We start from the raw sequence: 23,736 nt of genomic DNA on the forward strand, positions 1-23,736 counted from the left end.
TTTGCGAGATACTTAATAGGTCAACAAATTTATAAGCTCCTTTACGAATCTATCTTTGGGCAAATAATTATTTTCCAAATTTTTCGCAAAAGGGATGGGAGTGTCCAAACTGGCAACCCGCTTCACGGGTGCATCCAAGTACTCAAAACAGTTTTCCACCACCAAGGCTGAAATGTCACTGGCCACTCCCCCAAACAAACTATCCTCCTGTAAGATAATAAGTTTACCGGTTTTTTTTACAGAGTTGTAAATTGCATCCATATCCATGGGCTGCAACGTCCTCAAGTCAATTAAATCGGCCTTTATATCCGGATTGTCATCTAGAGCTTCCAAGGCCCAATGCACACCCAAACCATAGGAAACCACTGTTATATCCCCGCCCTCCCTCAAAAAGGAAGCCTTGCCAAAAGGTAAGGTGTAATAATCCTCGGGTACGTCTTGATAAATATTCCTATAGAGTCCTTTATGTTCAAAAAACAATACCGGATTGGGATCATTAATAGAAGTGGCCAAAAGGCCTTTTGCATCATAAGGAAAGGCCGGATAGACCACTTTTAAACCCGGAGTCTTGGTAAACCAGGCCTCGTTGGTCTGGGAATGAAAAGGTCCTGCCCCCATCCCCGCCCCACAGGGCATCCTTATTACAACATCTGCATGCTCGCCCCATCGGTAATGAACCTTGGCCAAATAGTTTACCACAGGATTAAAACCAGTACTTACAAAGTCGGCAAATTGCATTTCCACTACCGATTTTACACCGTTAATGGAAAGGCCCATTGCAGCAGAAACCACTGCCGATTCGCATATTGGGGTATTCCGAACCCTGTCCTTGCCAAAGACCTCCACAAAACCCTCGGTAATCTTAAATACTCCACCATAATCTGCAATATCCTGCCCCATCACCACCAAGTTCCCGTGTCTTTCCATAGACTGTTTTAATCCTTGGGAAACCGCATCTATCAACCTAATGTTTTTAGTTATAGAATTATGGTTAATTTGCTGATAATCAAAATCTTTATAAACATCTTTTAATTCCTTGGTTTCATCTACATCGATCTCATTTTCGGCAAACGCCTTTTTTAGATCGTAGTCTATTTCGGCATATATTTCATTTTTGAATGTTTCTATCAAATGGGGTGAAAGAATCTTTTCTTCCAAAAGAAAGTTTTCAAAATTAACTATGGGGTCCTTTTCTTCCCATTTGTCCAACAATTGCTGTGGGACATATTTGGTACCACTGGCCTCCTCATGACCGCGCATTCTAAAGGTTTTAAATTCCAACAAAACAGGCCTAGGGTTTTTCCGCATACTCTGGCAAATAAGATCGACCTGTGAATACACTTCCAAGATATTGTTGCCCTCCAAAATATGGGATTCCATTCCATAACCCATTCCCTTATCGGCCAAATTTTCACATTTGTATTGCTCGTTTGTCGGGGTAGACAAACCATAACCGTTGTTTTCTATACAAAACAAAACTGGTAAATTCCAGACCGCTGCAATGTTTAAGGCTTCATGAAAATCGCCCTCACTAGTACCCCCCTCTCCCGTAAAAACTGCAGTTACCTTATTATTGTGCTTTAAGAGGTCTGCCATAGCTATCCCGTCGGCCACCCCCAACTGGGGACCTAAATGGGATATCATTCCAACAATTTTATATTCTTGGGTGCCAAAGTGAAAACTTCTATCCCTACCATTGGTAAAGCCGTTGCCTTTCCCCTGCCATTGGGAGAACAGTCGGTACAATGGTATATTCCTGCATGTAAAAACTCCAAGATTACGGTGCATGGGCAAGATGTATTCATCAGGTTTTAAGGCGCTGGTAACACCTACCGATATTGCCTCTTGACCTATACCACTAAACCATTTGGATATTTTCCCTTGACGTAGAAGAATCAACATTTTCTCTTCTATCAAGCGCGGTTTTAGCATCCGTTGATAAAGTTTCAATTGCATTGCCTTATCAACACTATCTCCTTTATATTGCATGTTATGTTTTTATACTTTTCGGCTTAAATAATTTATAAATGTAACAAAACGGAAAAACAAAGTCGAATAATATTTCAAGAAGATTGCCCATATTTATTAACTTTGATTTTCATAAAAATAATGATGATGAGTGCAATACCAAGTGTAAATCTTGAAGATTTTATATCCAACGATAAAACCAGAAAAGAAAAATTCATAAGAGAGATAGGAAGTGCCTTCGAGAATATTGGATTCGTAGCATTAAGTGGTCATTTTTTGTCCGAAAAATTGGTGGAAGATCTTTATTCTGAAATCAAAAAATTTTTTAACCTGCCACAAGAGGTCAAGGATAAATATGAAATTCCTGGTATAGGGGGACAAAGAGGTTATACTTCTTTTGGTAAAGAACATGCCAAGGGAAAAAAGGAAGGTGATTTAAAGGAATTCTGGCATTTTGGCCAGTATGTGGAAAACAATCCAAAATTGGAAAAAGAATATCCTGCCAATGTAGAGGTACAAGAGTTGGATAATTTTAATGCCACTGGCAAGGAAACCTATAAAATGTTGGAAAAAACGGCAAAATTTGTATTGCGCGCCCTAGCCCTACATTTAAACCTGGAGGAAACCTATTTTGACAATTATATTAAGAATGGAAATTCCATATTAAGGCCAATACATTACCCTCCAATTCAGCAAGAACCCAAAAATGCCGTTAGGGCTGCAGCCCATGGAGATATTAATCTAATTACCCTATTGATGGGGGCCCATGGAAAGGGACTTCAGGTAAAAAACCACGACGGGGAATGGGTAGATGCAATTGCCCAGCCAGATCAATTGATGATCAACGTTGGGGACATGCTATCCAGATTGACAAATAACAAATTAAAATCCACCATTCACCAGGTGGTTAATCCTCCCAAGGAACTATGGGGTACCTCTAGGTATTCCGTACCGTTTTTTATGCATCCCATTAGCGAAATGCCTTTAAATTGTTTGGAGAATTGTGTTGACAAAGACCATCCAAAACAATTTGAGGATATTACCGCTGGTGAATTTTTGCATGAAAGACTGATCGACTTAGGCTTAATTACGAAGTAGATTAGAAGTAATCCAAGCTTAATTATTGCCTATACCTTTGATGAATAGACAGTTAGTATTAACAATTTAACCTTGGACACTATGAAAAAAGTAATTTTACCAATCGTATTTTTGGCGCTTTTTGCATTTACAGTAGTTAAATCTACGCTGACAGACGCCGAAAGGGAATTTGCCGTAAAAGAATTGACAAAATCCCATGATCATTTTTTAAACACCTTGGAGGGCCTAAATGAGGAACAACTCAATTACAAGGTAACGGATGATTCTTGGTCCATAGCCGAATGTGCAGAGCATATTGCAATTTCAGAAAACATGATCTTTGGCATGATGCAGGGTACCTTGGCCCAAGAGCCAGACTCTTCCAAACGCTCAGAAGTAAAAGTTACTGATGAAGGATTAATTGCCATGATAGAAGACCGCAGCAACAAAGTAAAAACAAGCGAGCCTTTTGAACCATCCGGGAAATATGGCAATTTTGAAGAAACGGTAAATGAATTTAAAACCAAGAGGAAGGAACATATAGAATATGTTAAAAGTACTCAGGACGACCTTCGAAACCGTTACCAACAGCTTCCTTTTGGGACTGTTGATGCCTATCAAATACTTCTATTCATGTCCGGTCATACGGAAAGGCACATAAAACAAATGGAGGAGGTTATGGACGACGAGGACTTTCCAATGGATTAAACAGCACCTAAAATAAAAGAACCCATTCTTACCACAATCCCAATTTGTGAAGGATGGGTTTTGATTTTGGCGTTGAAATATTATTTTAGCATAATTTTTAAAATGTAAGATGGATTTAAAGGATCAATTGAAGAATCTATTTCCGGATCATAAACCAACGGAGGAAGAACCGAAAAAGGATGTAGACAAGGATATTTGGATGCAGGAAGAACCTATAATATGCAAGTATGAAAAAAGAAAGGGAAAACCAACAACCATTTTAGAAGGGTATACCGGCGCAGACGAAGATTTTAAAAAATTGGCCAAGGAGCTTAAAACCAAACTTAGTGTAGGCGGAAGTTTTAAGGAAAATTCTATAATCATACAAGGAGATTATAGAGATAAAATAATGAAAATATTACAGGAAAAAGGATTTAAAGTAAAACGCGTTGGAGGTTAGATTTTTGTTAATTATTTTTTGATATTAAGATAAAACACTACATTTATTAGCCACAACCTAAACCACCATTACAATGAGTTCCCAATTACACATAACAAACGGTGATGTACTCACCAACAAATTAAGCACCCTTAAATTGGAAGGGGATATTATTACCTGGCGCGAAATGTTATGTGAAGGTAAGACCGAAACCAATGTTGGCAGCGAATCATTTTGGAAGACAAGGTTCGAGTTTTTAAATAAGAACTATAAGATTTCCAAATCATGGTTTATTGATAAGACGTTAAAAGAATACCGCACCCTTTGTAATCACAAGCAGGAAGACCGTATTGTTCTCTGGTTCGATTTCGATCTTTTTGATCAAATAAACATGTTGGCGGTAATCAGTTGGTTAAAGACCCATAGGCCATATGCCGAAATATCTTTGGTATCCAGTGAAGGAGATGAAGATTCCTTGGATATAATGGGACTAGGAGAATTAACAGATGAACAACTTCGTAAATTATATACCAATCGCACTCTTTTAACTCAGGACGATATTGAATATGCAGATTATGTCTGGCAGTTGTACTGTAGCGACAACCCCATCAGATTGGAAAACCTTAAGGATTTTGACAGTTTTCAGTTCTCCCACCTTTCCGGTGCTATAGAAGCCCATTTGATGCGTTTCCCTACCATTAGAAACGGACTCAATGAAGTAGAAAACAATATATTACGTTTGGCGCGCAATGCCAAACCAAAGACCAAATTGGAGTTATTGAACACCGTCTTGAGAAATCAAGGGCGTTATGGTTTTGGTGACACTCAATATGAACGTGTAATAACCAAGTTAAAACCACTTTTTACCAATTTCAACCCTGTTAAGCTTTCTAAAAAAGGTATGGAAATCCTGGAAGGCAAAACCAGCTATTATTCCTGTATTCAAGAAAATGATGCCTATTTGGGCGGAGCCTTAAAATACAATTTCTTATATAACTCTGAAACGAACCGCATACTAAAATTGTAAAATGAAAATTGGTTCTTCAGAGCTAATCCTAAACGCAGACCATAGCGTATACCATCTTAATCTACTTCCTCAAGACCTTGCAAATACCGTAATTACCGTTGGAGACCCGGACAGGGTTAAACACGTTTCGCGGTATTTTGATAAAATTGATTTAAAAAAAGGAAAACGGGAATTTCTAACCCATACAGGTTGGCTGAACAATAAGCGCATATCCGTAATTTCAACAGGTATCGGCACGGACAATATAGATATCGTACTAAATGAGCTGGATGCTTTGGTCAATATTGATTTAGATACGAGGACCATAAAGAAAGACAAAACCCAATTGGATATTATTCGAATAGGCACTTCCGGCGCCATTCAGCCAGATATTCCCATAGATTCCTTTTTGTTAAGCGAGTACGCTATTGGCTTGGATAGTCTTATGCATTTTTACGACAGTGCCCATATTCAACACCCGGAGATTCAGCAAGCATTTTTAAAACACACTAATTGGTCGAAAGATAAGTCCAACCCCTATGTTGTGGAATATGACAAAACTTTGGGAACCCAGTTCATCTCGGACAAAATGCAACTTGGATTTACCGCTACCAATGTTGGGTTCTATGGCCCCCAAGGTAGAATTTTACGTTTAAAATTGGAAGATGAAAACATGAATGCCAAACTGGCCAGTTTTAATTACAATAATAAACGTATTACCAATATGGAAATGGAGACCTCCGGAATTTATGGCTTGGCAAAATTATTGGGGCACAGGGCTGTTTCCTTAAACTGTATTGTAGCAAACAGGCCCAATGGACAGTTTTCATCAAGACCGGATTCGGCGATAGACGAACTCATTAAATATACCCTGAGCAAGATAGCCTAAAAGCGTAATAATTAAAATGATAATTAAAATGATAACTAATTGATTACAAACAATATATTTTATTCCATATAAAACAATAGTTAAAAGCATCAACAAAACCCGAATCCTTAATTAGTTTCCAAACCAAATAAAAAATATTGATTTGAAAAATGTAGATATCGTTGGCGTTCCCGAACACTTTAATTTTCCTTGGCATTTAGCCATAGAAGAAGGCGCTTTCGGAGCCCGTGGAATAAACCTAAAATGGACAGATATTCCGGAAGGAACCGGTAAAATGGCTCAATTATTAAAAGATAACGAAACTGATCTGGCTATTATTTTGACCGAAGGGATCGTAAAAAGTATAAGCGAAGGGAATCCTTCGAAAATAGTTCAGGAATATATAGCTACTCCCCTCTTATGGGGCATCCACGTAGCGGCCAAAAGCAATTATAAAACCTTGGCCGATATAAAAAATAAAACCGGGGCTATAAGCAGATATGGAAGCGGCAGCCATCTTATGGCATACGTAAACGCACAAAACCAAGGTTGGGACACCCAAGAATTAAAATTTGAGGTAATCGATAATTTAAATGGTGCGGTGGCCAGTTTAACAGAGGGTAAGGCAGATTATTTTATGTGGGAGCGATTTACCACAAAACCTTTGGTCGATCAAGGGGTATTTAGAAGAATTACAGACTGCCCTACCCCATGGCCTTGCTTCGTTATTGCCGCAACGGATAAGTTTATAACCGAAAATCCTGGAACCTTGAAACATGTTTTGGATGTCATCAATATATATACCTCCGATTTTAAACGAATTCCCAGCATAGACCGGACCTTGGCCAACACTTACAACCAACAATTGGAAGATATTAAACATTGGCTATCCCTTACGGAATGGGGACAAAATAATATCAGCAAAAAGAATTTGGAATTGGTACAAAATACTTTAAAGGACTTAAAGCTTATTGAAAAGGTAAGCCCAAGCATGGAGATATTGTACAAGGAAACTTAGAGGAACAAACAGATTTTATTATTTTCGATTGCAGATCGCCCTAGTCGTAAAAATAGGTTTGGATGATACTTCTGAAATTGATATCCGACAGTGGTTTTTGAAGACATTCCTTAACACGTGGATTGGCCAGGGCCTTGTAAGTCACTTCTTCACAACTATTGGCTGTTAATACGGCTATTACAATTTTTTCTTTTTCTTCCTTTCTAAAAAGTATGTCAAAAGCCTCCAAAAATTGCCATCCGTTCATTATTGGCATTTCAATATCCAAAATCAAAAGAAAACTACCTTGGTCTATATCATTAATATTGGCCTCTATAAAATCCAATGCCCTATGACCATCCGTAACAGTATCAATATCCAGGTCAGGAATAAGTTTTTTTAAAAATAGTTTATTCAGCATATTGGTCGTTCCGTCGTCGTCAACCAACAATACCCATTTTAATCTAGTAGAATTCATTAACCTATTAATATTTAATATCACAAATGTTCGTGTAAGTTTAATAATTCAGATTCAAAAAAAAGTACAAATATAGATTTAGTTAATAGTACATTTTCGCTTTTGGACAAAAAAGTAACATAAATGTATACCTATCACCAATTAATTGCTTGTCTTCCATTTTCCAATAATATTTTGTTCGTTTTACTAAAGTGCTTGTTCCCAAACCAATACCCCCTATTGGCACTTAAAGGGGACGGATGTCCGGAAGTTAAAATATAATGCTTTTTGGCATTGATCAACTTAGCCTTCTTCTTTGCAAAACCACCCCATAACAAAAATATCAAGCCCTCTTTTTCTTCTGATAGTTTTTGAATAACAGTATCCGTAAAGGTCTCCCATCCTTTGTTCTGGTGACTCCCAGCTTCACTTGCCCGTACCGTTAATGTGGCGTTCAGCAAAAGAACCCCTTGGTCCGCCCAATGTGCCAAATTTCCATCTTCCGGATAGGCCGTCCCCAAATCGGAGGCAATTTCCTTGAATATATTTACCAGAGAAGGTGGGTGCGCTACGCCCGTATTTACGGAAAAACAAAGTCCATTGGCCTGATTTGGTCCGTGATACGGATCCTGACCAATAATAACCACCTTGGTTTCCTCCAAATGACAATGGTTAAAAGCAGCAAAAACATTGTTCTCCTTTGGGTAGCAGGTCTTCTTTGCATATTCCTCCCGGACAAATGCCATAAGGGATTCGAAATAAGGTTTCTTAAACTCGTCCAGTAAAAGTTTGTGCCAACTATCATGCACACTAATGGTCACTTATGATTTCATTTTATAATTATTAAACAAAGAACTGATACCTTATTGCAAGGAATAACATCAAAAATAGCCAAAAAATAAAAATAATTTTCTTTAAAAGACCATAACCTAAAAAAATAGGGCAATACCCAAACTTCCTTACCTTTGCAATAGGTTACAAAAAAATAATAAAGCTATAAATAAACCTTTTCCCATTTTTATAGTCCAATAATGGAACTTAAGTCCAAAATGTTGATTGCGGAAGAAACTTTAGTAATACAATTAAAGCAAAAGGACCATCAGGCCAAAGCGTTTGAGGTGTTGGTAAACACCTACAAGGAACGTTTGTATTGGCATATAAGACGGATTGTCTTGAACCATGATGACACCGATGATGTATTGCAGAATACCTTTATAAAGGTTTTCAGAAATATCGATAGCTTTAAAGGGGATAGTAAATTATACTCTTGGATGTATAGGATAGCCACCAATGAGGCGTTGTCATTTTTGAAATCCAAATCACAAAAACTTAAGATCAACAACGAGAAGTTGATAACCAAGGCCGTTGAAGATTTGAGGGCCGATGTTTATTTTGAAGGCGATGAAATTCAACTAAAATTACAAATGGCCATTGCCACCCTTCCTGAAAAGCAAAAATTAATATTTAATATGAAATATTTTCAGGAGATGAAGTATGAAGAAATTTCAGAAATATTAGAGACCTCCGTAGGTGGATTAAAAGCCTCCTATCATTTGGCTACAAAAAAGATTGAAGCTTTTTTGAAAGAGAATTAAACCTTTTATAATGTTCAAGGTCAAACTATTGAAATGGATAAATTAAATAAAAATAAAAACTTTGAGGTTCCGGATGGGTATTTCGACACCCTTTCCAGCGATATCATGAAAAAGATAGCGAAGGAAGATTTTTCCATGCCTCCAAATGAAGGTTTCAAGGTTCCGGATGGGTATTTTGAAACTTTCAACGCAAGGCTTTCTGGGCAGCTGGAAAACATTCAGGCGGAGGAGATCAAGGTAATCCCTTTAAAATCTTATAAAAAACACCTTTATGCGGCCGCTTCCGTAGCTGCTGTTGTATTGTTGTTCATTTTGGTTCAATTTAATAACGATAAAACGCCATCCTATTCGGATTTGGCCAATTCCGACATAGAACAATATTTTGAATTTAACGATTTGGAACTTTCCTCCTATGATTTGGCAGAAATACTTCCAATACATGATTTGGACCTAAACGATATATTGGAAAGTAGACTGGACAATGATAATATCATAGATTATTTGGATTCCCATATTGAAGATTTTGAAGAATTAAATATGCACAATGATGATTAAGAAAATAAATATACTTGCCTCCCTCCTATTCCTTGCAGCTACCCTTTCATTAAGCTCACAGGAAAGGCAGGATTGGGATAAAATAAAGTCCCTAAAAATAGCTTTCATTACAGAAAGATTGAACCTCACCCCAAAAGAGGCCCAAAGCTTCTGGCCTATTTATAACGAACATCAATCCAAAAGAGAAAGTTTGTTTAGGGAGGAGCGCTTTGAAATAGGTTCCGAGATAAAGAATCTGGATGCCCTATCTGACACAAAAGCAGTCGAACTTTTGGCCCGTATGCAAAGGTTGGAAGAAGAAAAATATAAGGTGGAAAAATCCTATATAGAAAAAATATCCAAGACCATTTCGGCCAAGAAGACCATTCTGTTGATGCGTTCGGAAGAGGATTTTAAACGTCAGCTTATCAAACAATATAGACAGAAAAAGGGTGGCCAGTAATTTTCATCCAGGCTCAATGCCAAAGGAACAGGATTAAAGCATTATCTTTTTCATGACCTCTCAGCGAAAAATAAGTTTCGCAATCCTTTCCTTTCCGGCGGCATACGCAATAGTGTCGTTCATAAACCTAAGGGTATAAAAAGATTCATCGGATAGTTGTTTCCAGGTTTCACCAGTGTCATGGGAATAAGCTATTCCCTCAAAGCCTATGGCAACGAGGGATTTCCCCTTGGAATTTGGCACAAACTGCACACAACTCCTAAAATTTGGTAGTTTGCCATCGGCGATCAATTTCCAAGTTTTACCTCCGTCCGTAGTAACCGCTTTGTTGCCGTTATTTATTTCCGGGTCGGTATAATTCCCGCCAAAAACAACGCCAAGGTTTTCATCATAAAAATCAACGGAAAAGATACCTTGCGTAGTTTTTTCACTGCTTATTGGGGTTTTTACAACTTCCCAATTCACCCCTTTATCGTTGGTGTAATATACATTTCCATGTGTAGTTGCTATCCACGCCATGGTACCCAACACCTTTATGTTGGTATTACTGGCCGCAAAGGCCCCCTCCCCGGTTTCGGACTTTGGCAAAGAGGAACATGGGATTTTTTTCCAGCTATTGCCGCCATCCCTAGTAATGACTATGGATAGACACCCATCCATACTGTCCCCAACAGCAATCCCCTCCTGATCGTTCCAAAAGGTCATAGCATCATAGAACACCTTCTCATCCTCTTCCTTATATACCAATTCCATATTGCCCTGATCACCGGTTTTGTACAATAAGGCCGGATTACCAATGGAAAGCATAAAAAAATCGGTTGAATTTTGTGCTACGGCCCTAAACTCCGGAAGTATACTGTCGTGTTTTTGGGTATTTACCCTTACTTTGTTGGACCTAAGGTCTACCAACCCAAAAGCTCCCTTGTTGGCCGCAAATGCCATATTGCCACCGTCCATAATTTCGATGGCCCTAAAGCTTAATGAATCGGTATAAATGGTCTCTATTTTTACCGTGCTAAACACTCTCTTTTCTTCCATTTCGGAACAGGAGCCCAAAACAAATAGAATTAGAATCACCAAATAACTGCGCATGCTTATAATTTTCCCCAAAAATAAGAGGAATAGGTTCTAATACAATACCTTTGCAATCTTAATTTTTAAAAATGCGATTACATAGAAATCTAGTGTTTGCGGTTGTTGATGCGTTGAATTATATATTTAATGAAGGTGAATATGCAGACAAGGTAGTAGAAAAAGTATTAAAATATGACAAAAGATGGGGTGCCCGGGATAGAGGTTTTATTGCAGAAACCACTTACGAAATGGTACGCTGGAGGCGATTATATGCAGAGATTGCAGAGGTAAAGGCCCCATATAGTAGACAAAACCTATTTAGAATGTTCGCCGTTTGGGCCGTTCTTAAAGGTATTAAGCTACCGGACTGGAAACAAATAGAGCCTACTCCGGAAAGAAGGATCAAAGGAAAATTTGACGAACTCTCCAAAATAAGAAAATATAGGGAATCCGTACCGGATTGGATGGACGAGCTCTGTGCAAAATCTTTGGGCGAGGCCCTTTGGACCAAAGAAATACATGCTCTAAATGAACAGGCAGAAGTAATTTTAAGGGTAAATACCTTAAAAACAACCAAGGATAATTTAAGCAGTGTTCTCCACGAGGCCGGAGTTGAAACGGAATCCATTAAAGGGTATCCCGATGCTTTAAGGTTAAAGGAGCGTTCCAATGTGTTTATTACCGAAGCCTTTAAAAACGGTTGGTTCGAAGTACAGGATGCCTCTTCCCAATTGGTGGCTCCATTTTTGGATGTTAAACCTGGTCAACGTGTGGTAGACACCTGTGCAGGAGCTGGTGGAAAAACACTTCATTTGGCGGCACTAATGGAAAACAAGGGTCAACTGATTGCACTGGATATTTATGGCAACAAACTAAAGGAATTAAAAAGAAGGGCGAAACGAGACGGAGCCCATAATGTGGAGACTAGGGCCATAGATTCCACCAAGGTAATTAAAAAACTATACGATACAGCCGATAGGGTACTAATAGATGCCCCCTGTACTGGATTAGGGGTCCTTAAGAGAAACCCCGATGCCAAGTGGAAATTGCAACCAGATTTCTTGGAAAAAATAATGGTTACGCAACAACAAATTCTTCAGGATTACAGTAGAATAGTTAAACCAGGTGGGAAATTGGTCTATGCCACCTGCTCCATATTGCCCCAAGAAAATATTCAACAAGTAAAAAAATTCCTAAGTTCGGAGGCGGGTAAGGACTTTAGTCTTATCAAGGATAGCAATATTTATGCCTGTAAAACTGGATTTGACGGATTCTATATGGCCCTTTTGGAAAAAAAACCAGCTTAGAAAATAAAAAATGATTAAATAAAAGAGGCTGTCCATGTCTACGGACAGCCTCTTTTTTATTTCTGGATCCTAAAGGCCTATTCTAACACTTGGTGCACTTATCCCAACTCCAGTACGGATAGTTGTCCCCCTGGAATAGCTTCTATAGCGATAAGGCTCGTTGTGGTAATAGTAGAAACTGGCATGGGTATGGTAATGGTCACTATGGTGACAGTGATCATCACAATGACTGCGGTGTTCCGCATAGGCATCCCTCTTACCTTTCATATACGCTTTGTAAGCCTTTTTATCCCTTTTTTTCAATTGTCTTTCATAATCCTTCTGTGATTCCCAGAATTCTTCCTCCTCTTCTTCAGCCAATTCTTGTGATTGTTCAAATTGTGCGTCCTCCCTGGCTCTTTGTTCGTAATAAGTAAGTTTTTCCTGTTCGGTGGATTCTACTTCTTGGGCCATAGACCCAACAAAAGAAAAAAGTAGGATCGCTAAACTTAAAAATGGTAGTCTCTTCATAACTTAATTGTTTTATTTAAACTGTGTTTCTTTTAATAGCACTGTTTGTATATAGAACAACCAAATGAAGAATTACCCTACCTAGTTTAGCAAAAAAAGATATTTAAAAAACCTCCTTCTTGGTATTTATGGTAAGTACGTCAGGATGCATCAGCGATTCTGCCAAACTGTTGGTCTTTGGTAACTCATACTTGAAATAGAACTTCATTGTATGTATCTTACTTCCATAGAATGCTTTGGAATAAGCTGTGTCCCCCTCCTGCAAATTTCGCTGTGCATTTACAGTAATATCCAACCATAGCCATCCTATTACGACATGACTCAAAAATTCCATAAATAAATTGGCGTCGGACAAATAGCGTTCGTAGTTCCCCTTTTTGGCAAAAGGCATCAGAAATTCAAGAACACTCCTTGTCAACTTAATCTTTTCCCCCAATATTTTGGCCGAAGAGCGTAAGTCATCAAACTCCATTGCCGTGGTAATGGTATGCAAAATTTCAGTCAACAATAATTCCAAAGCCCTGCCATTCTCCATGGGAACCTTACGCCCCAATAAATCTTGGGATTGTATACCCGTGGTGCCCTCGTAAATACTAAATATCCGAATATCTCGATAATATTGCTGAAGAATAAAATCTGAACAGAATCCATATCCGCCCAATACCTGCACCCCATTGCTCACGGACAAAGTTCCAGCTTCTGTGGGATAGGTTTTTACAATAGGAATGACCATTTCCAATAATAAGCTGTATTTTTCCTTGGTTTCCGGATTCTTGGTGGATGCAATGATATCATAATACTTGGCTGCCAATAGCACCAAACTTAAGGACCCTTCGGCAATCGATTTTTGTAATAACAACATGCGCCTTACATCGGGGTGTTCTATTATTAGACAAGGTTTTTCATCTGGATCTTTTTTTCCGTCACTGGAAAGCTTTCGTCCTTGGGGTCGTTCATTGGCATACTCCAATGATGCCTGGTAAGCTGCCATACTTATAGCCGCACCCCCACGTCCTACACTTATCCTGGCACTGTTCATCATTAAGAACATATATTTAAGTCCCTTATGAGCCTCCCCTACAAGCCAGCCATGGCAATTGTCCTTATCTCCAAATCCCAGATGTGTGGTGGCATAACCCCGTTGACCCATTTTCTGAAAATCGGCCACCGTCATTACATCGTTATTTATTAAATTCCTATCTTTATCCAATCTAAGTTTGGGCACCACAAATAAGGATATGCCCTTGGTTCCCGACGGAGCCCCTTCTATTCTGGCCAACAATAGGTGGACTATATTTTCCGCATATTGATGATCCCCGCCCGATATAAATATCTTTTGTCCGGATATCTTATAATATCCTTCCTGTGTAGGGGTTGCCTTGGTAGTGATATCCGACAAAGAACTACCTGCCTGGGGTTCTGTAAGGCACATGGTACCTCCCCAGGCACCGGATAACATTTTGGGAACATAGGTTTCCCTAAGGTCTCTATTGGCAAAATGAACTATCAGCTCAGCAGCCCCTTGGGTCAATCCAGCATAACCAGGCAAATGATTGTTGGCGGCCTCCTGAATATAGGCCGAAGCAGTATGGATTATAAACGGTAACTGCAATCCCCCATCCCCATAATCAAAAGGACCGGAAATAATTCCCATTTCCCCGCCCTTCCTCATCATTACATCAACCTGTTTATGTACCATGATGGTCCCATTTTTATACATGGCCGGAGTTTCATCCATCTCTTTGAAATAGGGAAACAATTCACGGTCGGAAAACTCCTTGATTGCATTTAAAAATAGGTCCAGGGAATCCTTGTCGTAATCTTGAAAACGTTCTGCCGATAGCAAATTCTCTACCTTGTGTACTTGGTATAACAAAAATTTTAATGTTGCGATATCTACATATTCCTTTGCCATGGTATTTATATATTTAATGAATATTGGTACTACCTTCCTAAGATACAATTTACTCAGCTATTAAATGCCACTAGTAAAAAATGGAGCTATTCGAGAAATATGGGCGCTAAAATCCGGTATCCAATATTCTGCTTTCCTATATCCAAAAGCAATCATAAGTTTCTTACCTTAGTTTCTTACCTTTAATTTTTTATCCATCTTAGGAAAAGAATGAACAACGAGCAGTCGGCCATAAGGACCACTTATTTTAGCATAGCTGGAAATATTGTTTTGGCCGTAATCAAAGGTTTGGCGGGTATTTTCGGCAATTCTTACGCTTTAATTGCAGATGCCATTGAATCCACAACCGATATTTTTTCTTCCCTTTTGGTATTGTTCGGACTTAAATATGCCAAAAGACCGGCAGACGAAAATCACCCTTACGGACATGGCAAGATTGAACCCCTGATTACTTTTTTGGTAGTAGGGTTTTTAATTACCTCGGCTACGATCATAGCCTATGAAAGCATAATGAACATTTTGACTCCGCATAAAACACCCAAATCCTGGACACTGTTGGTCTTGGGCACTATTATTCTTTGGAAGGAGATTTCATATAGGGTAGTTCTCAAAAAAAGTATCCAGACCAACAGTTCTTCCCTAAAGGCAGATGCGTGGCACCATAGAAGCGATGCCATCACCTCCGTTATGGCATTCATAGGAATTTCCATTGCCTTGATCTTTGGCAAGGGTTATGAAACAGCCGATGATTGGGCAGCTTTGGCGGCCTCACTTTTTATTTTTTACAATGGATATCTAATCTTTAGACCTGCCCTTGGGGAGATCATGGACGAACATCTTTATGATGACCTCATAGATGAAATTCGCGAAGTTTCCTCAACCGTTGATGGTATATTGGGAACCGAAAAATGTTTTATCCGAAAGGCGGGCACAAAGTATCATATAGACCTGCATGCCCAGGTAGATGGCAGCATTAGTGTTAAAGAAGGGCATGACCTCTCCCATAAACTCAAAGATAGGCTACATAGGGATATACCCAACATTGGACATGTATTGATTCATATAGAACCAAAATAATTGAGTAGGGCGGGTTTTTAAAAGGACCACATACAGAAATTAACAATTGTTGTCCAAAACTGTTAACTATTCTAATTAAAAATTACACATTAAAACCGTAAATTTGCACCTTTCTCAACCTTACAATTTACATATTAGATGATTCATTTCTTCGGAGACCTTAGCACTAAGATATTTGCGGTTCAAACCAAAAACGACCTTACCCAGGAAGATAGCGTAAAACTTACGTGGTTGTTCGGCAACCAACCTAAGTTGAACGCGGCGTCATTGGACGCCTTTTTTGTTGGTCCTAGGGCAGCAATGATTACCCCGTGGAGCACCAATGCCACGGAGATAACCCAAAATATGGGAATTTCAGGTATTATTAGAATTGAGGAATTTACCGCAGTGGACCAAGATGAAAAAGGGTACGATCCCATGCTTTCCCAAAAATATAGTGGCCTTTCGCAGGATATTTTTAAGGTTGATATAATGCCCGAACCTATTTTGGAGATAGTGGATATTGCCAAATATAATGAACAGGAGGGATTGGCCCTGAGCGATGAAGAAGTTGCATACCTTAAACATGTCTCAGAAAAAATTGGTCGCAAACTTACAGATTCTGAAGTATTTGGCTTTAGTCAGGTGAATTCTGAGCACTGTAGGCATAAAATTTTTAACGGGACCTTTGTCATCGACGGAGTTGAAAAACCATCATCGCTTTTTAAGCTTATTAAAAAAACATCCCAGGAACATCCAGGGGATATCGTCTCCGCCTATAAGGATAATGTGGCCTTTCTTAAAGGGCCAAAAGTGGTGCAGTTTGCCCCAAAAAGTGCTGACAAGCCAGATTTCTATCAGGAAAAACCTTTTGAATCGGTTATTTCCTTGAAGGCAGAAACCCATAACTTCCCAACCACAGTAGAGCCTTTTAATGGTGCAGCCACTGGGGCCGGTGGAGAAATTAGGGACCGTTTGGCTGGGGGAAAAGGTTCCTTGCCCTTGGCAGGAACCGCGGTGTATATGACCGCCTATTCCCGCTTGGAGGAAAATAGACCTTGGGAAAAAGGAATGCCCGAAAGGCAATGGTTGTACCAAACCCCAATGGATATTTTAATAAAGGCTTCCAACGGAGCATCCGATTTTGGAAACAAATTTGGGCAACCTTTAATAGCCGGATCCGTACTTACTTTCGAACATGATGAAGCCAATGAAAATTCTGCAACGGACCAGGCTAGGAAATTAGGATATGACAAGGTAATAATGCAGGCGGGAGGCATTGGTTATGGAAAGGCCGAACAAGCCATAAAGGATCTGCCCAAAACAGGCGACAAAATCGTTATACTTGGTGGTGACAACTACCGTATTGGTATGGGCGGGGCGGCCGTATCCAGTGCGGATACCGGAGAATTTGGAGCAACTATAGAATTGAATGCCATTCAGCGTTCCAACCCTGAAATGCAAAAAAGGGCAGCGAACGCCATAAGAGGTATGGTAGAAAGCGACCATAACCCAATTGTTTCCATACACGATCATGGAGCGGGCGGACATTTAAATTGTCTCTCCGAATTGGTCGAGGATACGGGGGGATTGATAGATATGGACAAACTGCCCATTGGAGACCCAACCCTATCGGCTAAAGAAACCATAGGGAACGAATCCCAAGAACGTATGGGATTGGTCATAGGAAAAAAGGATGTCGACATGCTGCACCGAATTGCAGATAGGGAACGATCGCCCATGTATGAGGTTGGTGATGTTACTGGAGACAACCGTTTTACCTTTAAATCTGCCACAACGGGAGAAAGTCCGATGGACATGGAACTTTCCGATATGTTCGGGAGTTCCCCTAAAACCGTAATGAACGATTCCACAATAAAAAGAAAATATTCGGCCCCGTCATATTCCTTGGAACACTTCCATGATTATTTGGACCAAGTGCTGCAATTGGAAGCTGTAGCCGCCAAAGATTGGCTTACCAACAAGGTAGACCGCTGTGTTGGAGGCAAGGTTGCCAAACAGCAATGTGCCGGTCCGTTACAGTTACCCTTGAACAATTGTGGCGTTATGGCGTTGGATTATAAAGGAAAGGAAGGAATTGCCACCTCTATTGGCCACTCCCCTATTTCAGGATTAATAGACCCCACTGCTGGAAGTAAAAATAGTATTGCGGAAGCATTGACCAATATAGTCTGGGCACCTTTAAAAGACGGTTTGGACTCGGTTTCACTTTCAGCCAACTGGATGTGGCCCTGTAAAAATCCCGGGGAGGACGCAAGGCTATATGAAGCTGTGCAGGCCATTTCGGATTTTGCCATCGGCCTGGGTATCAATGTCCCTACTGGAAAAGACTCCCTGTCCATGAAACAACGTTACAAGGACGCTGAAGTTATAGCCCCTGGAACCGTAATCATTTCCGCTGCCGGAAACTGTACCGATATTACCAAGGTAGTGGAACCGGTCTTACAAAAAAATGGCGGGGATATATATTACATCAATTTATCCCAGGACTCCTATAAATTAGGCGGATCCTCCTTTGCCCAAATTTTGAATACCATTGGTGACGAAGCGCCTACTATAAACAATACCGATAATTTTAAGAACGTATTCAATACGCTACAAGGTTTGATATTAGACGGACAAATTCTTGCCGGACACGATGTAGCTTCAGGTGGATTGATTACCACACTTTTAGAACTTTGTTTTGCCGACCTGGATTTGGGTGCCATATTGGATTTAACCGCCATAGGTGAATCCGATACCATTAAATTATTGTTTTCAGAAAATGCAGGAATTGTTTTTCAAGCCAAGGACAACAGTGCAGAAAAGGTGTTGGCCAATGCCGGAATTGAACATTTCAAAATTGGATCGGTGAGCACAAAAGCTACCCTGACCATTAAGAATCAAGGTATGGAAATGGGACTGAACATTAATTCCCTTCGGGATACATGGTTTAAAACTTCCTACCTTCTTGATAAAAAACAAACGGCCAACAACCTGGCCCAGGAAAGGTACAGTAATTATAAAAACCAACCCTTATCCTATACATTCCCTGCCCATTTTGATGGCAAGCTGCCAAGTAAGGCAACTTCCCGTCCAAAAGCGGCCATCCTACGTGAAAAAGGCAGTAACTCGGAACGTGAAATGGCCAATGCCATGTACCTGGCCGGTTTTGATGTAAAGGATGTACATATGACCGATCTTATATCTGGCAGGGAGACCTTGGAAGATATTCAATTTATTGGTGCAGTAGGCGGATTCTCAAACTCAGATGTATTGGGAAGTGCCAAAGGTTGGGCAGGCGCCTTTAAATACAACGAAAAAGCCAATAAGGCATTAAAGAATTTCTTTGCCAGACCGGATACCCTATCCATAGGTATTTGTAACGGTTGTCAATTATTTATGGAATTGGAATTGATTAATCCAGAGCACTCTGAACACGGAAAAATGACCTTTAATGATTCCCATAAACACGAAAGCGGATTTACTTCCGTGGTTGTTCAAAAGAACAATTCCATTATGCTTTCAAGTTTGGAAGGAGCCAATTTAGGGGTATGGATATCCCATGGTGAAGGAAAATTTATATTGCCCTTGGCCAAGGAAAATTATAATATAGTAGCCAATTACGGTTATGAAGGTTATCCTGCAAACCCTAATGGCAGCGATTTTAATACAGCTATGCTATGTGACACCTCTGGCCGACATCTGGTGACAATGCCCCATATTGAACGTTCCATTTTCCAATGGAACTGGGCACATTATCCTGAAGGAAGAAAAGATGAGGTTTCACCATGGTTGGAGGCATTTGTCAATGCCAGGAAATGGCTGGAAATTAATAATGGATAATCATCATGGTTTATAGAAAAGCTACAAAGGAAGATCTGCCTGCAATAATAGAAATGATTGCCAATGATGCCTTGGGCCAGTTGCGGGAAAGGTTTGAGGACCCGCTTCCCGAGGAATATTATAGTGCCTTTGAAAGAATTAATACGGACAAAAATCAGGAATTGATCGTTATAGAGAATTCCCAGGGCGAAGTCGTAGCCACCTTTCAATTAAGCTTTCTCCAATACCTAACCTATTTAGGCGGCATACGCTGTCTTGTGGAAAACGTCCATGTACGGGAAGACCAAACGGGCAAGGGAATTGGCAAACAAATGTTTCAATGGATTATTGAAAGGGCAAAGGAAAAAAACGTCCATTTGATACAGTTGACCTCCAACAAACTACGCCCCAATGCAATTCGTTTTTATGAAGGCATTGGATTCAAGGCAACGCACGAAGGATTTAAGCTACACCTATAATATCTCAAATTAAAATCCCTTGACTAAAAGTTGGACTTTTAGTCAAGGGATTTTCAATAAAAAGATTCCTACTCCCCTAATGGAAGCTAATGAAATTGTTTATTTCTTGGAATAATCGGCATGGATTGCCTTATCAAAGGCCTCCCAGTGCTCAGGTTTCATTCTTTCGGGAGTAAAAAGACATATTCCGGCAGCTCCATTCTCCATGGAAGTCCTAATGGCCGTTTCTATTTCTGAAGGTAATAATCCGTGATTTTCAGGGTCATTTTCATTTGTTTTGTTCTCCGGGTTTGGACATATAAAAAGTCCACTAAAAATTGGCTTTTCACCATTAACGGAAGCCACTTCCTCCTTGGTTATTTCACCCACCCATTCAGGATCTTTTAAATAAAAATCATTATAGTTCATGGGATAAAAAGCGTCCAGATCCCATTTGTTCCATTCCTGCCTAACCATTTTCATAGCATTGCTAGGGCCTGGAAAAACTGCAGCATTTATCTTTTTACCTTTTTCATGGACCACCTTGGCCAAACGGTTTACGATATTGGTAATCAAATCATATCTAAACTGCTTCCACTCCTGAACTTTAGATGGGTCTTCCACCTCTTTGATGTCTATTCCTGATTGTTCTTTAAAATCAGCAACACACTTATCACAATAGCAATAATCGGCTACGGGATATTCCTCGTTCATTACCAGTCCATACTTATCCCAAAGGCCTTCCGCCAATATTACATCCGGAAAACGGATGTAATCCAAATGTATTCCGTCTACCTCTTCCACAGCGGCAATATTGCCATACAATTCGGACAAAAAGGTAAAAGAACCCTCCTTGTTGGGACAAAGAAATTTATAATAGGAAACATATGCCGGTTTATCAAAAGCCGATTCGCCATTTCTATTGATAGCATAAAGATCCTTTGGCAATTTTGGATTGTCTCCCTGAACCATTGTGGGTACCCAAGTATGGAATTCCATTCCTGCATCCTTCACCAATTTACCTACCCGCTTATACGTTTCCGGATTATGTCCGCCATTATACATTAGTCCATCAATCCCCTTTTCCTTATAGTTCTTAAAAGTTGCCATCAGTTCTTGATCGGTAGCCTCTCCAGGACCACCAGTCCATGCATAAACAGGGATTTTGGATTTTTCGGCACAGGAAATCATGGTAAAAATAACTGCTGCCGTTACAAAAAGCTTTTTCATTGGTTTAGTTTAATTGTTAGTAATTGTTACAAATAAAATTAAGCACCAAAAACATTTCTGTTGATTTTAAAAGGTTGAAACGTATATTTTGGAAAATGGTGCATTAAAGATTGAACTTAATCATTTTGTAGTTTATAAGCTATAAATCTTAGCTAAGTAACCTCAGAATTAATACAAACAACATTATTATACCCCATAATTAATTCTACTTGGAAACACTTTAATAAGGGCAGGTATTTACCAAAATTCATGGAACCTTATTCAAAAATGAACAAAAATCACACATAAATTTAAGCCCTCCAAGATCAAAATACTAATTTAAAACACCTCAATTACAACTCATCAGCCCGTATAAACAAAGCCAATGAAGTACATATATTAGTAGTTAAAATGAAGACTCCATAATTTTTTTACATTTTTTATACGAATGTGATTTTAAAATACCGTTCCCTTTTCTTAATTTGCGATTACGAACAGTAAATTAAATATGCAAGAAATCACCCGCCTTTTTGACTTTCCTTACTATCAATTAGAGAAATTCAATTTAAAAGAATCACTAGTAACAAAGTATAACGGAGAATGGGTTGCAACATCTACCCAGGAATATATTGACAAGGCAAATGCTATAAGCAGGGCTTTGTTGCGACTTGGAGTAAAACCTAATGACAAGATTGCCCTTATTTCCATGGCCAACAGAACGGAATGGAACATAATGGATATTGGAATACTTCAGTTAGGTGCCCAAAATGTGCCTATTTACCCTACTATATCCGAAGAAGATTATGAATATGTTCTAAACCATTCAGAGGCCAAATATGTATTTGTGTCCTGTACGGAAGTTTTTGACAAGGTTAATGCGGTAAAAGCAAATACCCCACATTTAAAGGACGTATACTCTTTTGATGTACTGGAAAACTGTAAAAACTGGAGCGAAATCTTGGAAATGGGTGCGGATACCTCCAACCAAAATGAGGTGGAAAGACTCAAAAATAAGGTTAAGCCGGATGATTTGGCGACCTTGATTTACACGTCCGGGACCACTGGTAGACCAAAAGGGGTTATGCTCACCCACCACAATGTGGTTTGCAATGCCATAGAAAGCTCTAAACGCTTGCCCATAGATTATGGCAATATCTCATGTTTAAGCTTTTTGCCCGTATGCCATATCTATGAAAGAATGATGATGTACCTCTACCAATACGCTGGTGTCACCATCTATTTTGCAGAGTCTATGGATAAAATAAGTGACAATCTAAAAGAATGTGCTCCGCATGTAATGACCGCCGTCCCCAGGCTATTGGAAAAAGTGTACGATAAGATCATTGCCAAGGGAACCGAACTTACCGGCATAAAAAAGAAATTATTTTTCTGGGCCGTTGAAGTTGGCCTGCAATACGAACCATATGGACAAAATGGTTGGTGGTACGAAAGGAAATTGGCCCTAGCCAGAAAATTGATATTCAGTAAGTGGAAAGCAGGTCTGGGAGGAAATCTTTCATTAATAGCATCTGGTAGTGCGGCTTTACAACCTCGCTTGGCCCGTATTTTCAATGCTGCCGAATTTGGGGTCATGGAGGGTTATGGCCTTACGGAAACTTCCCCGGTTGTTTCGGTCAACGATATGAGGAACGGTGGATTTAGAATTGGCACCGTGGGTAAACTTTTAGATCACACCGAAGTGAAAATTGCCGAAGACGGCGAAATATGTGTAAAGGGACCACAGGTAATGCTAGGCTATTACAAGGATCCCGAAAAAACAGCTGAAGTCATTAAGGATGGATATTTTCATACAGGCGATATTGGAGAGATAGATGCCGACGGATTTCTTAAGATTACCGATAGAAAGAAAGAGATGTTCAAAACCTCTGGAGGTAAATATGTTGCGCCCCAACTTTTGGAAAACCGCTTTAAACAATCCAGATTCATCGAGCAAATAATGGTAATAGGTGAAGGGGAAAAAATGCCAGCAGCTTTGATACAACCAGATTTCGAATTTTTACGCAATTGGGCCAAAATACACAATATAGAGGTTGGCGACAATAAAAAAATGGTCCAAAATAAAGAAGTAATTGCAAGGTTCCAAGAGGAAGTGGATGCTGCCAATGAAAGTTTTGCCAAATGGGAAAAAGTAAAGCAATTTAGACTTACCCCGGATATTTGGAGTATAGATGAAGGGCACCTTACCCCTACCATGAAGCTAAAACGAAAAATAGTCAAAGAGAAGTATCTAGATCTTTATAATGACATATACGGGCATTGAGGATTGTCCA

Annotated in this window: 21 protein-coding genes; 14 read left to right on the forward strand and 7 right to left on the reverse strand. The window is 39.5% G+C overall.

The annotated features are described in order from the left end of the window. Nucleotides 1–12 precede the first annotated feature (12 nt). Nucleotides 13–1,989 carry an alpha-ketoacid dehydrogenase subunit alpha/beta gene (locus BUA60_RS09620; protein WP_072861516.1) on the reverse strand — a complete coding sequence of 659 codons (1,977 nt, stop codon included), beginning with the start codon at nucleotides 1,987–1,989 and terminating at the stop codon, nucleotides 13–15. Nucleotides 1,990–2,115: 126 nt separating this feature from the next. On the opposite strand from BUA60_RS09620, the gene BUA60_RS09625 reads away from it, so the two are divergent. The 6 genes from BUA60_RS09625 to BUA60_RS09650 all read left to right on the forward strand — a co-directional run bounded on the left by BUA60_RS09625 (nucleotide 2,116) and on the right by BUA60_RS09650 (nucleotide 7,063). Then, entirely contained in the window at nucleotides 2,116–3,066 is a 951-nt protein-coding gene (locus BUA60_RS09625) for an isopenicillin N synthase family dioxygenase (protein WP_072861517.1), read from the forward strand. A gap of 81 nt (nucleotides 3,067–3,147) precedes the next feature. After that, nucleotides 3,148–3,753 (forward strand): DinB family protein, encoded by a 606-nt coding sequence (locus tag BUA60_RS09630; RefSeq protein WP_072861518.1) that lies wholly within the window; start codon nucleotides 3,148–3,150, stop codon nucleotides 3,751–3,753. A gap of 109 nt (nucleotides 3,754–3,862) precedes the next feature. Further along, nucleotides 3,863–4,192: a translation initiation factor gene (locus tag BUA60_RS09635; RefSeq protein ID WP_072861519.1), complete on the forward strand. Its 330-nt coding sequence runs from the start codon at nucleotides 3,863–3,865 to the stop codon at nucleotides 4,190–4,192. A 73-nt stretch (nucleotides 4,193–4,265) separates the two neighbouring features. Beyond that, a complete protein-coding gene (locus tag BUA60_RS09640) occupies nucleotides 4,266–5,198 on the forward strand; it encodes a DUF1835 domain-containing protein (protein ID WP_072861520.1) in 933 nt (310 codons plus the stop codon). Between the two features lies 1 nt (nucleotide 5,199). After that, a complete protein-coding gene (locus BUA60_RS09645) occupies nucleotides 5,200–6,066 on the forward strand; it encodes a nucleoside phosphorylase (RefSeq protein WP_072861521.1) in 867 nt (288 codons plus the stop codon). Nucleotides 6,067–6,208: 142 nt separating this feature from the next. Next, a complete protein-coding gene (locus BUA60_RS09650) occupies nucleotides 6,209–7,063 on the forward strand; it encodes a substrate-binding domain-containing protein (protein WP_072861522.1) in 855 nt (284 codons plus the stop codon). 40 nt (nucleotides 7,064–7,103) lie between these two features. Here BUA60_RS09650 and BUA60_RS09655 read toward each other — a convergent pair whose 3' ends face one another. Continuing rightward, a complete protein-coding gene (locus BUA60_RS09655; RefSeq protein WP_072861523.1) occupies nucleotides 7,104–7,520 on the reverse strand; it encodes a response regulator in 417 nt (138 codons plus the stop codon). A 134-nt stretch (nucleotides 7,521–7,654) separates the two neighbouring features. Further along, nucleotides 7,655–8,320 carry a uracil-DNA glycosylase gene (locus BUA60_RS09660; RefSeq protein ID WP_072861524.1) on the reverse strand — a complete coding sequence of 222 codons (666 nt, stop codon included), beginning with the start codon at nucleotides 8,318–8,320 and terminating at the stop codon, nucleotides 7,655–7,657. Between the two features lie 210 nt (nucleotides 8,321–8,530). Here BUA60_RS09660 and BUA60_RS09665 point away from each other — a divergent pair, with 210 nt between their 5' ends. Genes BUA60_RS09665 through BUA60_RS09675 form a run of 3 tightly spaced genes read left to right on the forward strand, consistent with a single transcriptional unit; the run spans nucleotide 8,531 to nucleotide 10,091 of the window. Further along, nucleotides 8,531–9,094: an RNA polymerase sigma factor gene (locus tag BUA60_RS09665; protein ID WP_245802519.1), complete on the forward strand. Its 564-nt coding sequence runs from the start codon at nucleotides 8,531–8,533 to the stop codon at nucleotides 9,092–9,094. Between the two features lie 33 nt (nucleotides 9,095–9,127). After that, a complete protein-coding gene (locus BUA60_RS09670; protein ID WP_072861525.1) occupies nucleotides 9,128–9,649 on the forward strand; it encodes a hypothetical protein in 522 nt (173 codons plus the stop codon). Further along, nucleotides 9,639–10,091 (forward strand): hypothetical protein, encoded by a 453-nt coding sequence (locus BUA60_RS09675; protein WP_245802520.1) that lies wholly within the window; start codon nucleotides 9,639–9,641, stop codon nucleotides 10,089–10,091. Before BUA60_RS09670 ends, BUA60_RS09675 begins: the two co-directional genes overlap by 11 nt. 60 nt (nucleotides 10,092–10,151) lie before the next feature. Here the strand turns inward: BUA60_RS09675 and BUA60_RS09680 are convergent, their stop codons facing one another. After that, complete coding sequence (locus BUA60_RS09680; protein WP_072861527.1) at nucleotides 10,152–11,183, reverse strand: WD40/YVTN/BNR-like repeat-containing protein; 1,032 nt, start codon at nucleotides 11,181–11,183, stop codon at nucleotides 10,152–10,154. A 71-nt stretch (nucleotides 11,184–11,254) separates the two neighbouring features. Between BUA60_RS09680 and BUA60_RS09685 the strand changes: the two genes are divergently transcribed. Continuing rightward, nucleotides 11,255–12,472: an RsmB/NOP family class I SAM-dependent RNA methyltransferase gene (locus tag BUA60_RS09685; RefSeq protein WP_072861528.1), complete on the forward strand. Its 1,218-nt coding sequence runs from the start codon at nucleotides 11,255–11,257 to the stop codon at nucleotides 12,470–12,472. A 69-nt stretch (nucleotides 12,473–12,541) separates the two neighbouring features. On the opposite strand, the gene BUA60_RS09690 is transcribed toward BUA60_RS09685, so the two are convergent. Further along, nucleotides 12,542–12,982: a hypothetical protein gene (locus BUA60_RS09690; RefSeq protein ID WP_072861529.1), complete on the reverse strand. Its 441-nt coding sequence runs from the start codon at nucleotides 12,980–12,982 to the stop codon at nucleotides 12,542–12,544. 103 nt (nucleotides 12,983–13,085) lie between these two features. Beyond that, a complete protein-coding gene (locus BUA60_RS09695) occupies nucleotides 13,086–14,897 on the reverse strand; it encodes an acyl-CoA dehydrogenase family protein (RefSeq protein WP_072861645.1) in 1,812 nt (603 codons plus the stop codon). A 210-nt stretch (nucleotides 14,898–15,107) separates the two neighbouring features. On the opposite strand from BUA60_RS09695, the gene BUA60_RS09700 reads away from it, so the two are divergent. The 3 genes from BUA60_RS09700 (at nucleotide 15,108) to BUA60_RS09710 (ending at nucleotide 20,257) form a co-directional block, all read left to right on the forward strand. After that, nucleotides 15,108–15,974 (forward strand): cation diffusion facilitator family transporter, encoded by an 867-nt coding sequence (locus BUA60_RS09700; RefSeq protein ID WP_072861530.1) that lies wholly within the window; start codon nucleotides 15,108–15,110, stop codon nucleotides 15,972–15,974. 138 nt (nucleotides 15,975–16,112) lie between these two features. Beyond that, nucleotides 16,113–19,799 carry a phosphoribosylformylglycinamidine synthase gene (gene purL, locus BUA60_RS09705; protein WP_072861531.1) on the forward strand — a complete coding sequence of 1,229 codons (3,687 nt, stop codon included), beginning with the start codon at nucleotides 16,113–16,115 and terminating at the stop codon, nucleotides 19,797–19,799. Between the two features lie 5 nt (nucleotides 19,800–19,804). Continuing rightward, nucleotides 19,805–20,257 carry a GNAT family N-acetyltransferase gene (locus BUA60_RS09710; RefSeq protein ID WP_072861532.1) on the forward strand — a complete coding sequence of 151 codons (453 nt, stop codon included), beginning with the start codon at nucleotides 19,805–19,807 and terminating at the stop codon, nucleotides 20,255–20,257. Nucleotides 20,258–20,356: 99 nt separating this feature from the next. On the opposite strand, the gene BUA60_RS09715 is transcribed toward BUA60_RS09710, so the two are convergent. Then, nucleotides 20,357–21,466 (reverse strand): glycoside hydrolase family protein, encoded by a 1,110-nt coding sequence (locus BUA60_RS09715; protein ID WP_072861533.1) that lies wholly within the window; start codon nucleotides 21,464–21,466, stop codon nucleotides 20,357–20,359. 487 nt (nucleotides 21,467–21,953) lie between these two features. On the opposite strand from BUA60_RS09715, the gene BUA60_RS09720 reads away from it, so the two are divergent. Next, a complete protein-coding gene (locus BUA60_RS09720; protein WP_072861534.1) occupies nucleotides 21,954–23,726 on the forward strand; it encodes an AMP-dependent synthetase/ligase in 1,773 nt (590 codons plus the stop codon). Nucleotides 23,727–23,736: the final 10 nt, after the last annotated feature.

The sequence above is a fragment of the Arenibacter palladensis genome, assembly GCF_900129275.1.
Lineage (GTDB): Bacteria > Bacteroidota > Bacteroidia > Flavobacteriales > Flavobacteriaceae > Arenibacter > Arenibacter palladensis.

Coding starts and splice junctions, on each gene's coding strand:
- BUA60_RS09620 (WP_072861516.1), bottom strand. CDS start 1,989: ATGCAATATAAAGGAGATAGTGTTGATAAGGCAATGCAATTGAAACTT.
- BUA60_RS09625 (WP_072861517.1), top strand. CDS start 2,116: ATGAGTGCAATACCAAGTGTAAATCTTGAAGATTTTATATCCAACGAT.
- BUA60_RS09630 (WP_072861518.1), top strand. CDS start 3,148: ATGAAAAAAGTAATTTTACCAATCGTATTTTTGGCGCTTTTTGCATTT.
- BUA60_RS09635 (WP_072861519.1), top strand. CDS start 3,863: ATGGATTTAAAGGATCAATTGAAGAATCTATTTCCGGATCATAAACCA.
- BUA60_RS09640 (WP_072861520.1), top strand. CDS start 4,266: ATGAGTTCCCAATTACACATAACAAACGGTGATGTACTCACCAACAAA.
- BUA60_RS09645 (WP_072861521.1), top strand. CDS start 5,200: ATGAAAATTGGTTCTTCAGAGCTAATCCTAAACGCAGACCATAGCGTA.
- BUA60_RS09655 (WP_072861523.1), bottom strand. CDS start 7,520: ATGAATTCTACTAGATTAAAATGGGTATTGTTGGTTGACGACGACGGA.
- BUA60_RS09665 (WP_245802519.1), top strand. CDS start 8,531: ATGGAACTTAAGTCCAAAATGTTGATTGCGGAAGAAACTTTAGTAATA.
- BUA60_RS09670 (WP_072861525.1), top strand. CDS start 9,128: ATGGATAAATTAAATAAAAATAAAAACTTTGAGGTTCCGGATGGGTAT.
- BUA60_RS09675 (WP_245802520.1), top strand. CDS start 9,639: ATGATGATTAAGAAAATAAATATACTTGCCTCCCTCCTATTCCTTGCA.
- BUA60_RS09680 (WP_072861527.1), bottom strand. CDS start 11,183: ATGCGCAGTTATTTGGTGATTCTAATTCTATTTGTTTTGGGCTCCTGT.
- BUA60_RS09685 (WP_072861528.1), top strand. CDS start 11,255: ATGCGATTACATAGAAATCTAGTGTTTGCGGTTGTTGATGCGTTGAAT.
- BUA60_RS09690 (WP_072861529.1), bottom strand. CDS start 12,982: ATGAAGAGACTACCATTTTTAAGTTTAGCGATCCTACTTTTTTCTTTT.
- BUA60_RS09695 (WP_072861645.1), bottom strand. CDS start 14,897: ATGGCAAAGGAATATGTAGATATCGCAACATTAAAATTTTTGTTATAC.
- BUA60_RS09700 (WP_072861530.1), top strand. CDS start 15,108: ATGAACAACGAGCAGTCGGCCATAAGGACCACTTATTTTAGCATAGCT.
- purL (WP_072861531.1), top strand. CDS start 16,113: ATGATTCATTTCTTCGGAGACCTTAGCACTAAGATATTTGCGGTTCAA.
- BUA60_RS09710 (WP_072861532.1), top strand. CDS start 19,805: ATGGTTTATAGAAAAGCTACAAAGGAAGATCTGCCTGCAATAATAGAA.
- BUA60_RS09715 (WP_072861533.1), bottom strand. CDS start 21,466: ATGAAAAAGCTTTTTGTAACGGCAGCAGTTATTTTTACCATGATTTCC.
- BUA60_RS09720 (WP_072861534.1), top strand. CDS start 21,954: ATGCAAGAAATCACCCGCCTTTTTGACTTTCCTTACTATCAATTAGAG.